This window comes from Desulfopila sp. IMCC35006 (assembly GCF_005116645.1).
Taxonomy (GTDB): domain Bacteria; phylum Desulfobacterota; class Desulfobulbia; order Desulfobulbales; family Desulfocapsaceae; genus Desulforhopalus_A.
In genome coordinates, this window is record NZ_SWCM01000001.1 from 878,635 (window position 1) to 894,946 (window position 16,312).

Consider the following 16,312-nt stretch of genomic DNA (forward strand, 5'->3'; position numbering starts at 1 on the left):
GTCGATCTACCGGCGATGGTGAAGCAAAAACCTGCTGTTCGACGAAGATGATTTTTTTATGACCCCATCCTGTTTTGTTTGCTATCTTTATGCTAATCTATGCAGATATCAATCAAAAATGAGGTAACATGGATTTATTTATTGCCAGACAGCCAATTCTTACGGTGCACCGAAGACTCTACGGCTATGAATTGCTGTATCGAGGAACAAAAACATCATCGCTCAGTAATACCAGCGGCAACAAGGCGACGACAAGCGTACTTTCCAGTGCCTTCCTGACCGAAGGCATCGAAAGAATAAGCGGTTTACGGCCCTGCTTCATCAATTTCACCCGCGACCTGCTTCTGCAGAATCTTCCCGCTTCGTTTCCCAAAAAGTTGATTGTCGTGGAAATTCTCGAAGATGTGCAGCCGACACCCGACATTATCGATATCTGCAAAAAACTGCACAATGACGGGTACACCATTGCCCTGGATGATTTTGTGTATAATTCGAGCCTGGATCCCCTCCTCGCCATCGCCGACATAATTAAATTTGATTTTCTGCTAACACCCATCGACACCCTCCAGAAAACCCTCTATAAGCTCTCCAGATATAAGCTCAAATATCTTGCCGAGAAGGTTGAAAGTTATGACGAGTTCATCAAGGCGAGCAAACTGGGTTTTTCTTATTTCCAGGGCTACTTCTTTTGTAAACCGGAAAAAATACGGATCAGAGAAATCGATTCGTCCAAGATAAACCTGGTAAATCTGCTGGCCGAAGTGAACAAAAAGACCACAACCCTCGGTAAAATTGAAAAAATCGTCCTGAGAGATGTGGCCCTTGCCTATAAACTGCTGCGCTATATTAATTCTTCCTACTTCTATCGCCCCAACAGGATCGATTCAGTGGCCCACGCCATAACGTATCTGGGGGAGAACGAATTGCGACGCTTTATCATCCTGGTGTTAATTTCCGAGCTTGCCTCCGACAAACCAGGCGAGCTGGTACGCCTGGCCGTTGTCAGAGCAAAAATGGGTGAACTGCTCGCTGCGGAAACTTCCTTGAAAAACAAGGCGGACGAGATTTTCCTGCTTGGCCTTTTTTCTCTGCTGGAAGCCCTGCTCGACACCACGATAGACTATATTTGCGAGCAATTATCACTGAGCGACAATATCAAGGATGCCCTGGTAAGCAAGACCGGCCCGTTCGCCCCTTTTCTTGACTTGATTCTCAGCTACGAAAAAAGGGACAAAGCCAGCTGCCTTGCCGCAGCGCAGGCAACAGGCGTGCCCGCCGGGAAGCTTGCAGAGATGTATCTGGAGGCAATCACTTTTACCGAATCGGTATTGGATTGAGAGTATTCCCTTGCAGGTGAACGCGTAAAGACATCAAGTTTGAGATGGTTAAGTAAACAAATGCATATTCGAGGCGTTGGTTGCCCGGATCTTTTTCAGATAGTTATAGATGGTGAAATTGGAAACTCCCAGCCGCAAGGCCACCTGGCCAACCATTCCTTTAATCTGAAAGGCCCCTTTCCTTTCCAGGATCCTTACGAGGCGGATTTTTTCCTCGGTGTTCATTGACGCCGGTCGCCTGCCTATCTCCGAGACCGACTGTTCAAAGAAAGAGTCCGCCGTATGGTCTATGGAAAATGACATCTTTTCCGGCCCACCGGTCTTCTTCCCGGCCGCGCCTCTCTGCATAGCGGTCTGATTGACAAAGGCCTGCAGCATCTGGATGGCATTATGGTGATCGGTGGTATTAAAGTTGACACAAAAGGCATAGACGACCTCGCCGTTGCGGTTTCTGATATAGCTGGTTGAAGATTTCAGTTCACTGCCGTCATCCATGAGCGTCATAAAGCAGTGGCGGTCTTCGACAGCATTGCCGTCAGACAGGAGATATTTCTTCACCACATCGGTCACCGGCGCACCGATCTTCCGCCTGGTGACTTTGCCGGTAATATGCACCAGCTGCATCTTTTCGGTGGTCACATCATGAATCACCACCTCGCAGTTGTCCCCGAACATATTGGTCATCAGATCGGCCAACTGCTTGAGCGTGATGAATATCTGTTCTTTCTCAGCTTGCATGCATCAGACACAATTTATGGCTTGAGACTTTTTTCAACAGCTTTGAGTATATTCTGATAGCCGGTACAGCGACACAGGTTGCCGGCATGCCCTTTGCGAATCTGGTCGGCACTGACCTCCTGCCCCTGGTGCTTTTCAACAAAAGAGGTGGAAGCCATGATAAAGCCCGGGGTGCAGAAGCCGCACTGCACGGCGCCCTCTTCGACATAGGCCTGCTGCACGGGAGAGAGTCTGCCGTCCCGGGCTTCACCTTCAACCGTCCTGATCGCCTTACCATCTACCCAGACAGCCAGATAGATACAGGAATCGACCAGCACCTCATCGACCAGCACCGAACAGGCCCCGCACTCACCTACTCCGCAGCCTTCTTTCGTCCCTGTCAAGCCCAGATCCTGCCGCAAGAGCTCCAGCAGCGATTTCCGCACATCGATAAAGAGTGATCTGGGGACACCATTTACGGTGCATTGAATCCTGGTAAAGCCATTATCATTTTGCCCTGTCATGTTAAATTGTCTCCCCTTCTTTCTGTCCGGCCGGATGCAATGCCCGCTGCAACGCCTTATGGGTGGCTCTTTTGGCAAGCTCCTGGATGATATTGAGCCGAAAATCTTTTGCTGCACGCCATGAGGTGCGCGGATTCACATCGCCAATGACCACCTCGGCAATGCAATCGAACAGCTCGGCGGAAAGTTCCCGGCCGAGCACCGCCTGCTCCGTTTTCGGACAGCGGATCGGCGTCGGCCCGGCAACCCCGAAAGCTATCCGATAATCGCTCACCTTAGAGGCAGCCGTCTTGAGGCTCACTGCGCAGCCGATGGTGGCAATATCCATGGCATCGCGCATGGCATATTTATAGTAATAGCCAAAGGATCCGGCGTAGTTTTCCGGTGTAATCTTGAACGCGACGAGTACATCGCCCCGGCGCAGATCCACTTTTCCCGGCCCGAGATAAAATTCGGCAACAGGGACCTCGCGCAGGCCATCCGGACCGTGTATCTGCAGCAGGGCGTTGAGGCCAAAAAGCCCCGGAGCGGAATCGGCGCTGGTGACCCCGTTGCAGATATTGCCGCCGATGGTCGCCATATTCCTGATTTGCGGCCCACCGACGCTTTGTGCCGCATCGCAGAGCATCGGTATCGAGCGTTGCAGCAGTTTCGATTCGATAATATCGGTAAAAGTTGTGCCGGAGCCGATAAGGATATTCTCTTCCGCATCTTTACGGATAGAGCGCAATTCGGCAAGACCGTGGATATCGATCAGCTCGGCAAAGCCTGATTTCCCATGGCGCAGCTTAATCAGGATATCCGTGCCGCCGGCCAGCAACCTGCTGTCTGGATTGGCCGCAAGCAAGGCGATCGCTTCCTCGACGGAGCCCGCTTTATGGTAGGTCTGTAAATCAAACATGTTGTTCCCCCCGGGACTTCAACAAGCCGTTTTTGGTAAAATGGGTAAATAAAACATGGGGGCTGAGCGGCAACGAGTTGATATGTACGCCCGTTGCATCGAGCAGCGCATTGCGAATGGCCGGGGGCGGCGTGATCACCGGGGGCTCGCCAAGAGCCTTGTTGCCATAACCGGAGGTGGGCTCAAAGGTCTCGACAAAATCATGGTGCAACGACGGTATATCCATAAAGGTCGGGAACTTATAGTCGAGAAGATTATTATTGTAGACATATCCGGTCTCCCGGTCGATCAACACCTCTTCAAAGAGTGCGGCCCCGATGCCCATAAAAGTCCCGCCATGGACCTGGCCGGCGGCCTGCACCGGATTGAGAATGACCCCGGAATCATGGACATTGATAATCCTGTTGATCTTGATCTTGCACAGCGGAATATCAACATCGATATCAACAAAGGTGCAGCCGAACACCGGTGCATTACTCGTCGTTTTATACGATACCTCAGCGCTCAGCTGCCCGCCCCGCTCCTTATGGTAATAGCTGTCAATGGCCAGATCCTTCAGCGCCATCACCCGCGCACTCTTCTTGCTGTCGATGACAACCCCGCCAACAATATCGAGATCGGCAGCATCGCTGCCACACATGAGTGCCGCATGGCGACAGATTTTAGCCTTCAGCTCAGATGCGGCCCGAAACACCGCATTGGAAACGACATAGGCCTGCCGCGACGCATAGGCACCGGTGTCAAAGGGGGTGACGTCGGTATCCTGGGCCTGGACCACCCGCACATGGTCGTAGGCGATACCCAGCGTTTCCGCGACCATTTGCGCCACCACGGTATCCGAGCCCTGGCCGATCTCGGTTGCGCCGACCATCACATGGACCATGCCGTCCTGGTTCAGCACGATCCGGGCCCCGGCAATCTCCACACAGACCGGATAGGTTCCGGAGGCATAGGCCAGACAGGCCACGCCAAGCCCCTTGCGCACCGGTCCGGTTTTATGGTGGGCATATTCCCGCTTTTTGCGGTCCCAATCGATAAACTCCCGACCCTTTTCAAGACACTCGGCAAGGCCGCAGCTGGCTATTTTTTCTTTACTTAAAGGGTTAATATCCCCCTGACGGGCAATATTTTTCAGCCTGAAGGCAACCGAATCCATGCCGATTTTTCTGGCCGCATCCTCTGTCGCGCACTCGAGCGCATACAAAATCTGCGGCGAACCATATGCCCGCATGGCACCGGCGGTGGGGATATTGGCGTACAGTGTCCTGGCATGAAAGCGCGCTGGAGTCCGCGGGTACAAGGCACTCTGCTTGGCCCCGCCCGCCGCGGCAATAGCGTGACCATGGGAGGCATACGCGCCGGTCAGGGAGATGACATCCATATCCCTTGCGACCATGGTGCCATCCTGCATCACCCCCGTTTTCACCTTGAGAAAGAAGGGATGCCGGTTTCTCGTGCACAGCATGCACTCTTCCCGCGACAGGTTTATCTGCACCGGCCGGCCGCTCATCTGCAGGGTGAGAAAGGCGACCATCGGTTCAACAACGACATCCTGTTTATTGCCGAAGCCGCCGCCGATAAAAGGCTTGATGACCCGGATCTTGCTCAGCGGAAAAGACAGCGCCTCGCTGACGATCCTCCGGACGATGTGGGGAATCTGGGTGGAAGAGACGATGACGATGCGGTCCATGTCGTCCATATAGGCATGGGCGATATGGTTTTCCAGATGGACGTGCTGGACCATGGCGGTGGTAAAATCGCCTTCCACTATATGGTCCGCTTCGGCAAAGCCCTGCTCGACCTCACCGCAACGATAGCGGTGTTCGCCGATGATATTGGGTGATCCCTGGTGGATCTGCCTGGCGCCTTCGGCCATAATCTCTTCCGGTCGGATAAGCGGCGGATACGGTTCGCAGACAACTTTTATCTTCTGCAGCGCCTGCCTGGCGGTCAGCTCATCCTGGGCAACAACAACAGCGATCTCGTCGCCCAGACAGCGGATATTGCCGGTCAGCAGGAGCCGGTCTTCAATATCCTTATGGTGGGGATCCAGCGAGAAGGGATGGCCGGCGGTGGCAAAGACGTTTTGCGGCACATCTTTATAGGTAAAGACCGCCTCCACTCCCGGATGCTGCACTGCTGCAGTTGTATCGATATCGGTCACCCGGCCATGGCTGATGGTCGACCGGAAATATTTGGCCACCAGCATCCCCGGCCGGTGCATATCTTCCGTATATTCGGCCCGGCCCGTGACCTTGGCCACCGCATCGGTGCGGATGACCGATTTGCCTATTACCTTGTTTGCATCATTATGTTGTGCCATGTTTATCCATCATTGCCCGCGAGAGCATATTTGCTTGAGTAGCAATTGTTTCTTCATCGACCCCCACCAACCGGCCTTTATCGACCACAACCTTGCCCGCCACGATGGTATAGTCGGTGGCATGATTAAACCCCGAAAAAACCAGCGCGGCAACAGGGTCAGACAGCGCCCCGGCGTATTCCATTTTGCCGACGTCAAAAATGGCCAGATCGGCTCCATAGCCTGGCTTGAGTTCCCCGACCTTGGCAAAATTCAACAGTTTCGCGCCATTCTTCGTGCCCATGGTCAGCGCATCGGTGGCGTTAAGGCAGGACGCGCCGTATTGTACCCGCTGCAGAAGCAGCGCGTTGCGCACCTCCCCGAGCATATCGGAGGAATCGTTCGAGGCAGCACCATCCACCCCGAGACCGACATTGATGCCCATCTTGCGCATCTCCGTCACCCGGCAGATGCCGGAGCCAAGACGCATATTTGACGTGGCACAATGGGCGATATGGGTCCCGGTCTGCAACAGCTGCTGCAGCTCCGAATCGTTAAAATGGATGCCGTGGGCATAGGAAACATCTGTGCCTAAAAAATCGCAATCGGCCAGCAGTGCCAGGGGCCGCTTGCCGTACAGCTGCAGACAATAGTCATTTTCATCGATTGTTTCCGCCAGATGGGTATGCAGCCCCACCTTGTGTTTTCTGGCCAGCTGCACGGTCTGCCGCATAAGCTCTTTCGACACGGAAAACGGGCTGCAGGGGGCAAGGATAATCTTGCGCATCGATAATTCCGAGTCATCATGAAACCGGCTGATGACCCGTTCGGAGTCGATCAGAATCTCGTCATCCGTCTGGACCACCGAGTCGGGCGGCAGACCGCCGTCCTTTTTACTGAGCGACATGGAACCCCGGCAGGGCGAAAAGCGCATGCCCAGGGTTTCCGCGGCCTTGAACTGGGTGGCCATTATATCGCAGGAGATGGCCCTGGGATAGAGATAGTGGTGATCGGTGGACAGCGTGCAGCCGGTCTTCAGCAGCTCGCCCATGGCCAGCAGCGAGGAATAGTATATCGCCTCTTCATCGATATACTTCCATATTTCGTAGAGATAGACCAGCCAGTCAAACAGCTTGGCATTCTGGACCGCCGGAATGTTCCTGGTCAGGGTCTGGTAAAAGTGGTGATGGGTATTGACGAGGCCGGGCAGCACCACATGGCTTGAGCAATCGATGACCCGGCCGTCAAAACAACGGACTTCTTCGGCCGGCAACCTTTCGCCAATCCGCTCAATACGCCCGTTCTTTATGACAATATCTACCTTGCCAATGGCCGGCAAACCATCTCCCGGCCAGACAGAGAAGCAGTTCCTCAGCAATAATGTTTCATTCTGCATAGCTTTGCTTGCCTCCCGAAACTGTATTGCGCGTGTTACAGTTTATCGAGTAATCCGGTCTTTTGGTTAAAGTCTTCAATCAAGGCGTCTATCTCATCGGTTTTATCCACGATGGAGCTCCAGTACGACTCATTGTACCACTGTTCCTGGATTTCTGCGTAGGTCTTGCCCTGCTGCTCGACCCAGGTGTAATATTTCAGGTTATGGATCCGCTTTTTACCGTAGTAGGTCAGCTCTTCCATGCTGTCCATGGTCAACCCCATAAGATCCCGCTGGTAGACGACTTCTGCATCGGTTGCCGTAAAGCTGCCGCACTCGGCGGTCAGTTCGGTGAGCCTGCTTTTATAGAGGTCCATCGAGTCGGTGAGCACGGTGACGACGATATCTTTTTCGGTCAGCTCGTTGTACCGGGCAAACTTGATGGCCGAGGCGATATTCGACGCCCCGGAGATGCCAAGCAGATCGAGCTTGTCGACAATATCTGCAGCCACGCCCTTGTGTTTTAACAGCTCCCGCCCCGCCGGCTCATTAAAGAGACGGATAAGATTGATCGGCACATTGTCATCCATGGCAATGACAAAATCGGTGTTTTTGGCGTTGTGAATCCAGGGGATATGCTTGTCGCCTATCCCTTCAATCCGGTGTGCGCCAAAGCCGTTATTGAGCAGGGTCGGACACTGCAGGGCCTCGCAGGCAACAATCTTGCACTCCGGATACTGTTTCTTGAGATAATCCCCCGAGGCAATGGTGCCGCCGGATCCGGTGGCCGAGATCAGACCGCGGACTCTGTCGCCGGCCCTTTTAATCTTCTCGATAACGCTCTGCATCGCCGGCCCGGTGATTTCATGATGCCAGAGATAGTTGCCCATCTCGTCAAACTGGTTGAAAATAACCAGATCCTGTCCGGATTTTCGCAGCTCCCAGCATTTATCGAAAATCTCTTTGACGTTACTCTCAGAGCCCGGCGTCTTGATAATCTCCCCGGCAACACTCTGCAGCCATTCAAACCGTTCCCGGCTCATCTCCTCGGGCAGGATAGCAATGGATTCGCAGCCAAGAAGCGCCGAGTCATAAGCGCCGCCCCGGCAATAATTGCCGGTCGACGGCCAGACCGCCTTCTGGGTGGACGGATCAAACTGGCCGGTGACGAGACGCGGCACCAGACAGCCGAAGGCAGCGCCCACCTTATGGGCTCCGGTTGGAAAATACTTGCCGACCACCGCGACGATCCGGGCTTTGACCCCGGTCAGACTCTCCGGCAGCTCGAGATAATTGACATCGCCATACCCGCCCCCGACGTCTTTGGGTTCATTATGCCAGGTGATGCGAAACAGGTTGAGCGGATCAAGATCCCACAGGCCGACATTTTTCAACCTGGCAACGATCTTTTCCGGGATCAGCGACGGGTCCCGCTGCTGTTTTAAGGTCGGTATAATAATATTTCTCTCCCGGGCAAGTTCCACGCTTCTTTTCAGCGGTTCCGGAAAGATGGTCAGATCGATCATATAGTATCTCCTGCTTAGAGATTGAGTTGAGAGGCAATTTTCTTGAAATTTTCCAGAGTCGGTTCGACCTTAAAGGACTGCAGGCCGACACGACCGACGGCATCCATGGCGCTGTTGATATCTTTCAGGCCGCTGCCGGTGTTGATCATAACCACCGTTTCGCTCGGGTGCAGCAATCCTTCGCTGGCCGCTTTTTGCAATCCTGCCCAGGTCGCAGCCCCGGCCGGCTCGGCAAAAATCCCGGTTTTTCGGGCAAGATCGGGAATGGCGCGGATAATATCGTCGTCACTGACGGAGAGATAGGCGCCATTGGTATCTTTCACGGCATGCAGGGCCTTTATCCGGTCGCGGGGCAGTCCGGCACTGATGCTGTCAGCCACCGTCTGCGCGGCAATGGGCGGCTTGGTCACGATGTCCCCGCCCTCTCTCCAGGCCTGGGCCATGTAACTGCTGCCTTCTGCCTGCACGCCATAAAGCCGGGGCATCTTGTCAATCCAGCCCAGGGCCAGAAGATCCTTGAGTCCTTTATGGATACCGCCGATGATGCAACCGTCGCCGACACTGACAAAGATCGCATCGGGAGCCTGCCAGCAGAGCTGCTCGCATATCTCAAAGGCACAGGTCTTCTTCCCTTCGGTCATATAGGGATTGTACCCGGTATTCCTGTTATACCAGCCATATTCGTCTGCCGCCAGCAGGCAGAGCTCAAAAGCGTCATCGTAGGTACCGTCAACCAGGATAACGATGGAACCAAACATAAGCAGCTGGGCAAGTTTAGCCCGGGGCGCACTGGCCGGCACAAAAATTACATTTTTCTGGCCCACCGAGGCGCAGATCCCACTGAGCGCAGCGGCGGCATTGCCGGTGCTTGCGGTGGTGATCACCCCGGCCTTTTGTTCCTGCGCTTTGACCACGGCAATGGTGCTGGCCCGGTCCTTAAAAGATGCGGTAGGCAGCCGGCCGTCGTCTTTAATGAACAGACGATGCACGCCCAGCTCTTTACCAAGTATGTCAAATTGCAGCAGAGGGCTGTTGCCGACGACCATGGTCGGGGCCAAAGCGTCATGTTCCACCGGCAGCAGTGGCCGGTAGCGAAAAATAGACGGATCTGGGGAAGCCGCCAGCGCTGCCTTTGAAAAATCTTTTTTTATGGCGTCGTAATCATACTGAATATCGAGAATCCCTTCGGTTCCGTGGTCGGGACAGATATAGTCAAACTGATCTTTTAGATATGTTTTCCCGCAGATCATGCATGTTGCGTGACTGACGTAGTTCATAGGATCTCCTGACGGATAGACACAGACCGGAATAATCTAAGGATTCGATTCTGAGGACAACACAATATACACCATGCGGCATTATAAAGAATTCACAAAGGCCGTCAATATTTTACTGGCTCGTCTATTCAAATTTTTTAGATAGTTTTCAAATAATTTTGATTTTTCATGCCGGTATCAGGCAGACCATGAGAAATGGTTGAGGCGAATGTTCTCGTGAAACATTGTCGCCTGGCAAATAATGATGTAACGAATTGACATTGACACCCTGTGATACCTTGAGCGTTCTACCTATTTGGTTGCGATGCTTTCCTTCCCCGCCTCCAAGTCCTTGGCAAACGCAGACAATCGCCACCCCAGGCAACCTCCTGAACTTACGTGAATAATCAATTGTATTAACAACTCGCTGGTGGTAATAGTATAACTGCTAGTTATCATACAGGATTTTATTACTACATAGTAGCAGCGCGACCCTAATGTCACTGCCGGGTCACCTATCATTTGAGGATGGCAGTGGTTCAGATTTGTTGGAAATATGTTGACTTTGGCGGCAACGAACAAGGGGCCTTTTAATGGGTGCCCCTTTTTTGCTCTCTTTTTTTTAGGTCTTGAATTTGCTAGCAAATTAAGCAGAGATTTATAACATGAATGTTATCCTGTTAACTGGATATCCAGTGATCTTGTCGTGATATAGTGCAGAAAACGGGATAACCTGTTGATTTTACGTTTTCAATAATTTCTATATTCTGGAGCTATAAGGAAACCAAAGAATAACTTGTTATGATATGAAAAAACTATGAGTACAATTTGTTACCTTTGTGGAAAAGATATTCCTGATGACGAGAAAATTAGTAGTGATCATGTCGTCCCAAAACTATTAATTGACCGGGAACAGCCGAGAGCAAAAGGGTATGATTATGGTGGCTTTCTACCTACTCACGACATTTGCAATAACTCTTTTGGTCCAGAGTCATACTGTAGAGTAGCATTAAAAATTATCTCAAAATTATATGATCCTGAGTGTATTTCAAAACTTCAACATAAACAGCACTCTAATCTACTGTTAATGACACTCAATTCTGAATGTTTTGATGAGTTTTCAGAAAAAGAGTTACTATTTTTTAAAATACGGGATGTTAGAAACAACTCGTATTCTGAAATCAATGATCCTGAATTCATACAACAAACCGAGCCAGTAAACATAGAAGCAAAAGTCCTATTCACTTCATTAGCAGTCATTACAAAAAGTGCAGCTGCTTTGTTAATAAAAAGGTATTTAAAAAAAGTACCTACAACATGGAAAGTATTGTCAATTCCCTATCATGGCATCACCGAGGAGCTAAATTTTGACACTATTCTTGGGCAGGCCAAACCTTTTGATATTGATGTTAAGGTTTACATAAAGGACATGAAATCAGATCTCTATTTAGTTGTTTACATTGCATATGGCGTCATGTTCTATCTGTTTATCCAAATAGACGGTGGACGGAGAAAATTGAAAGATATTGCGAAAAAGTTCAATGATGCTGATCCTTACTTCTTTAAAGGAAAATTTATCAATGATCTACTTTCTTATAGATGGAGAAAAATTAACCAATAAAATTAAATATCATAACCAAAAGTTCCAGCCCGATACCCGGGCACCCCGGCGTTATGTAACAAAACATGATGATTTTAAATTGAAAAATGAACGATAACGATCAGCTATCAAAACAAATTGAGATTATAGTTAAAGCATTTCGATTAAGTATTGAAAATGCAAGCAATATATTAATCTCATTCATAGAAAGACTTGATGAAATCATTATTCCAATAGCTAAAAACATCAATCAGTTAAAATTAAATTTAGAACCATTTATATTACAAATAGGAAAAACATTACAGGGTTGGGCTGAAGCTGCACACAAGTGGCAAATAGATAAAAAGAAAAATGTTGAGGAAATGGCTGAAAATGGTTGGTATCCAAATTGGCTAACATTTTTCTACCCTAATTGTGATGATACTCTTCCATTAGATGATTTTATGATAAATCATCTAAATGCCGATTGGGAACAAATAACTGAGAGAATGTTGGAACTCTGCCCAAATCGAAAACACATACTTGAAAATGCATTCAACTTGCATTTATCAGGAAATTATATAGCAGCTATTCCTCTTTTTTTGAGCCAAGCCGACGGAATTTGCTGCGAATCATTATTGAAAAGTTTCTTGTTCACTGAAAATAAAGTGTCAGAAAACATTGACAAACTAATTGATGAAGAAAAGATTCAAGCAGATATGTTTACAGAACTTTTTTTATCACCTTTTAAGCTGAGGAATCACCATAATGCTGGAGTATCAAAATCAAGTGCACTGGCTAAAAAATTGGCTCCAAGCAGAAATGGCATATTACATGGGCACAGAAAACATTTAGATTATGGTACCGAAATGAATTCACTCAAATGTTTTTCATTGTTAAGTTTTGTAGTTTTTTCAACAAAAGAAATAATAGAAACATAACCACCGCCTGCACTCGGACCCCGCAAACAACGCGGGTCCGGTGAGGCGGGCCGTTATGTCTGTAAGTAGAGTGCCGCCTATGAAATGTTGGATATGTGGTGGAGAGGGAAAAACCGGTGAGCATCTCGTGAAAGCATCCGATCTAAGATCGCACTTTGGGCGAGTCTCTCAAAAGGAACCAGTCTACTTTCATACTGAAGAGAGGAGAAACATTCCTGTCGGTAGCTGCAACTCCCCAAGGTTTAAATCAAAAGCATTGATCTGTAATAACTGCAATAGCAGCCTTACTCAACCATACGATAAAGCTTGGGAGAAACTATCGGAATATTTGCGTAGTAATTGGCCTGTGCTGAAAAAGAATCGCAAACTTAATCTCTCAAAGGTATTCCCAGGTACAACGAGACAATCGATTTTGGACGTGCATCTTTTTTTCGTGAAGCTGTTTGGGTGCAAAATAGTGAATGACGGTGTCCCCATTGATATTTCCCAGTTTGCCGTTTCCCTTCAAAAGCGTGTTGCTCACGGCAATATTTATATAGCCATTGGAAATTCACTTGGTACGGTAAAGCACAAGTATGCCGCCGTCAGCCCTATCACTGCGGTAAATGAAGGCAATTCGTCTTTGTTCGCCACTTGGCTTTATATTGTTGACGTTATTGCTGTGAATGTCGTCTATTCCGTTGTTCCTGGCAATGAAAAAGCGTTACAAGGCACGTGGCATCCGAATAGATGTACTAAGTTTTTGAAATTAAGAAGTATCAAGACATAACCAGTCATTACACCGGACCACAAGTGGCGCGGTTGAATTTATCAGCAAGTTTCGTGTTTACGGTGCCATATCAATATTCACGTTTCCTTGTGGTCCGTGAATTCAATCGTTAGCTGCCAATCTAGATGAGGTTCTATGTTCTCAGAATTGGATAAAATATCAGAGGTTAACGAAAGCTCCCTCAAATGAAAGAAAAGGGGTCGGGTCTTTGCTTGACTCACCTCATGTAATATGTTTCTCAAATTAATTTCTCCAAAGTACAGATATCTCCTGTCGATCAAAACCTGCCTTCTTTGCCTGCGATCCACAAGGGGATAGTACAGACCAAGATTCTCCGGAAACATCAACCATCATAAGATTTATATGAATGATTCGGAAACAATAAATTAACTCATTGACCAGAAGTTAGGTCCTGAATATTCCACAAGGCTTGCTTTTGGGTCAAGTGATTAGTTTATCATTTTTGTACGAAACTACTTCATGTTTATCTTGCAGCACTTTCCACACTAACAATTCATATTTGATGGATAGTTTCTGATATCTATGCCACATGAAAGACAGTACGACTAGAAAAAAAATTGTGATGATTAAATGTAGAAGAAATGGCAAACTGGCTGGAGGGAAGAATAATACAGGGGAAAAAGCTACAAAAGCACCACGTGCCACCCTATCTCGACTACTCCTTGCTTCTATCTCTTCGGCAAGTTTGGGCTCATAGCAGGTAGCATAAACATGAATGTACTGTGAGCCTGGATAAACCTCATCCCCCCACACTTTTTTTTTGATTCCATCTTTTCCATATTTACCAAGTTTACTAAGCTTTGCTATTCGATAGCCAAGAAAATCACAAACCATTCCAACTACGTACATTGCAGGCAGAGTGAATGCGAGTAAACTTGGTATGGCCGAGATTGAAGCAACTTGGATAGATGGCATTGAATTATATGAGAGTACAGGGACTATCCAAATTAAGGCCACAGCGCCAATTACAAGATATTCAACTAATAAGCCAGCAAGTTGTTTCATTTGTAAACCTCCTTACTTTTCTCATTTATTTATTATCGATAAACTCTCGCTGTTGACTATTTTTTCCTTAGAAAATCAGGCAGGATTCCATTACAAAGACACGAGAACACGACGAATTGTATTCAATAATCTGTATATTAAATGAGATTCACCTAGAACCGTAATATTAAATTATATCCAAAAAATTGCAATCTTCGGCCAAAAGATTATTCCAAAATTGCTTCGGATGAGGGTAGAATCATTTGATCCGGAAGATGCTGCCGACTCAAATCTCAAAAGTCAACATAGCTATATTAAATATTGACAGCGATCAGTAGGCCATATTTCTCCCATAAAATTGGAAAAATTGATTCAAATTATCCCGAAAATCGGAATAGTTAGATAAGATTCTCGAATTGAAACAATTATGATTTGTCGAGCTAATCATGTTTTAGGGTGCTTGAGAACAAGCACCGGGTTCAGCATGGAGATAATATCTTTGCAAGATTATTCTGCAGATCAGATATACTAAAGGGTTTAGGCAGAAAAACGTCCGGTTGACTCCCCTGCTCCTTACTAAAGACTAATTCACTTTCAGAATAGCCACTGCTCAACAATATTGGAATAGTAGGATTGCTCTTCCTGATTACTTTCATGGCTTCAATTCCATCCATTTCAGGCATTGCAACGTCCATAACAATTGCACAATAATCGATTTCGGGCTCACTGAATTTGGCCACGGCTTCTCTGCCGTTGACAGCCGTATCCACATTGAATCCCAGTATGGTAAGAATTTTCCTGCCGACATCAAGGACACTACTTTCATCATCAACAAGTAAAATATTACCTGACAACTTTGTTGACGGAACCTTTGAATCACCTGAAACTAAACTTGGTTGTTCTGATGAGGAGTCAAGGGACGGCAACAGTATTTTTACCTTTGTCCCGCTCTCTGGATTGCTATCAAAAGTTAGCGCCCCTTGGTGTGTCTGCATAACGCCTGCTGACAAGGCAAGCCCCAGCCCCCTGCCGACAAACTTGGTGGTATAGAAAGGATCAAAAACCTTAGGCAGATCTTCAGCACTTACCCCTTGCCCTGAATCTTTTATCTGGCAGAAAGAATACATTCCATTTTTGAGATCGGTATCCTGAAAATATAAGGGGAATTGATCTTTGGCGAAGTAGTCGCTACCAAAGGTGATTTCGATGGTTCCTGAATCCCCTTTGAGCGATTCCAATGCGTTAGTTACTATGTTCTCGATCACCACTTTCAATTGTTGCCGATCTATACGACAATAAAACGGGCAAACGGAATGTTTAAATTCCAGATTAATTGTGGAGAGAAAGAGGTGCTTTAGGGCAGTGACTGCTTCTCTTACCACTTCCACCAGAGACACTTCGCGGGGAGTCAGAGGTTGCTGGCCAACATAACTGAGCATACTGGATCCTATCTGCGACGCTCCTTTTGCAGCCAGAAAAGCGCGCGAGGCCATCACATGCTCTTTTGAAGAGTCAGGCAAATACAGAGTCAAGAGCTGCAGGTTACCCTGTACAGCAACCATAGCATTGTTAAATCGATGAGCAATAGCGCCAGCCATGTTTTTCAGACTGGCCAGCTTTTTGAGTTCTTCTGTTTGCCGGCTCAATTCCAATCGGCGCTGTTCCTGTTGATGTTGTTCCGTAATGTCTCTAATTATCAACATTTTTGAAGTGGTTCCATCGTTGTTAGCGATAGGGGTAGCCACAATATCAAACCTGCGGTCATTTGCCATAGTAGGCTGGTAACGAATCTTCTTTGCTTCTTCGACAACCTCTTTTAGCCTGCAATGTTGGCAGGGACTGTCCTGTCCCATAATTATGCTATGGCAGGTACTGCCGTGATAATCACCAAACCAGCCAATCATCGTATTATTCATGATTCTTAGATGATAGTCAGAATCGATGACACACAAGCCCAAACCTATATCATCAATTGCGGTGATATAACGTTGCAACTTGCTCTGGGATTGTAGTAATGCCCTTTCCGTCTTCTTACGTTCAGTGATCTCAAAACGCATCTTTTCGTTTGCTTTTACAATAG

Annotated in this window: 13 protein-coding genes; 4 read left to right on the plus strand and 9 right to left on the minus strand. The window is 48.2% G+C overall.

Annotated elements, in window-relative coordinates:
- Positions 1-128: 128 nt before the first annotated feature.
- On the plus strand, positions 129-1,337 hold the full coding sequence (locus FCL47_RS03865; protein WP_136812116.1) for an EAL and HDOD domain-containing protein: 1,209 nt from the start codon (positions 129-131) through the stop codon (positions 1,335-1,337).
- Positions 1,338-1,385: 48 nt separating this feature from the next.
- Here FCL47_RS03865 and FCL47_RS03870 read toward each other — a convergent pair whose 3' ends face one another.
- From FCL47_RS03870 to FCL47_RS03900, 7 genes are read right to left on the minus strand one after another with little or no spacing between them, the layout of a single operon-like run.
- Positions 1,386-2,075 carry a transcriptional regulator gene (locus FCL47_RS03870; RefSeq protein WP_136812117.1) on the minus strand — a complete coding sequence of 230 codons (690 nt, stop codon included), beginning with the start codon at positions 2,073-2,075 and terminating at the stop codon, positions 1,386-1,388.
- A 14-nt stretch (positions 2,076-2,089) separates the two neighbouring features.
- Positions 2,090-2,578 (minus strand): xanthine dehydrogenase subunit XdhC, encoded by a 489-nt coding sequence (xdhC, locus tag FCL47_RS03875; protein ID WP_136812118.1) that lies wholly within the window; start codon positions 2,576-2,578, stop codon positions 2,090-2,092.
- Position 2,579: 1 nt separating this feature from the next.
- Positions 2,580-3,479, minus strand: a complete 900-nt coding sequence (gene xdhB, locus FCL47_RS03880) for a xanthine dehydrogenase subunit XdhB (RefSeq protein WP_136812119.1) — start codon at positions 3,477-3,479, stop codon at positions 2,580-2,582.
- A complete protein-coding gene (xdhA, locus tag FCL47_RS03885) occupies positions 3,472-5,802 on the minus strand; it encodes a xanthine dehydrogenase subunit XdhA (protein ID WP_136812120.1) in 2,331 nt (776 codons plus the stop codon). Before xdhA ends, xdhB begins: the two co-directional genes overlap by 8 nt.
- Positions 5,789-7,177, minus strand: a complete 1,389-nt coding sequence (locus tag FCL47_RS03890) for an 8-oxoguanine deaminase (RefSeq protein WP_136812121.1) — start codon at positions 7,175-7,177, stop codon at positions 5,789-5,791. Before FCL47_RS03890 ends, xdhA begins: the two co-directional genes overlap by 14 nt.
- Positions 7,178-7,212: 35 nt before the next feature.
- Positions 7,213-8,682 (minus strand): pyridoxal-phosphate dependent enzyme, encoded by a 1,470-nt coding sequence (locus FCL47_RS03895; RefSeq protein WP_136812122.1) that lies wholly within the window; start codon positions 8,680-8,682, stop codon positions 7,213-7,215.
- A gap of 14 nt (positions 8,683-8,696) precedes the next feature.
- Positions 8,697-9,959, minus strand: coding sequence for a threonine synthase (locus FCL47_RS03900; RefSeq protein ID WP_136812123.1), 1,263 nt, complete (start codon positions 9,957-9,959; stop codon positions 8,697-8,699).
- 796 nt (positions 9,960-10,755) lie between these two features.
- Here FCL47_RS03900 and FCL47_RS03905 point away from each other — a divergent pair.
- From FCL47_RS03905 to FCL47_RS03915, 3 genes are all read left to right on the plus strand, one after another.
- Positions 10,756-11,559 (plus strand): HNH endonuclease, encoded by an 804-nt coding sequence (locus tag FCL47_RS03905; protein WP_136812124.1) that lies wholly within the window; start codon positions 10,756-10,758, stop codon positions 11,557-11,559.
- Positions 11,560-11,645: 86 nt separating this feature from the next.
- Entirely contained in the window at positions 11,646-12,458 is an 813-nt protein-coding gene (locus FCL47_RS03910) for a hypothetical protein (RefSeq protein ID WP_136812125.1), read from the plus strand.
- A gap of 55 nt (positions 12,459-12,513) precedes the next feature.
- Positions 12,514-13,227, plus strand: a complete 714-nt coding sequence (locus tag FCL47_RS03915; RefSeq protein ID WP_136812126.1) for a hypothetical protein — start codon at positions 12,514-12,516, stop codon at positions 13,225-13,227.
- Positions 13,228-13,668: 441 nt separating this feature from the next.
- Here the strand turns inward: FCL47_RS03915 and FCL47_RS03920 are convergent, their stop codons facing one another.
- Together FCL47_RS03920 and FCL47_RS03925 are read right to left on the minus strand one after the other, a co-directional pair.
- Complete coding sequence (locus tag FCL47_RS03920) at positions 13,669-14,253, minus strand: hypothetical protein (RefSeq protein WP_136812127.1); 585 nt, start codon at positions 14,251-14,253, stop codon at positions 13,669-13,671.
- A 458-nt stretch (positions 14,254-14,711) separates the two neighbouring features.
- Positions 14,712-16,312, minus strand: a 1,601-nt coding sequence (locus tag FCL47_RS03925; protein WP_205747205.1) for a response regulator, incomplete at its 5' end; no start/stop codon positions are given.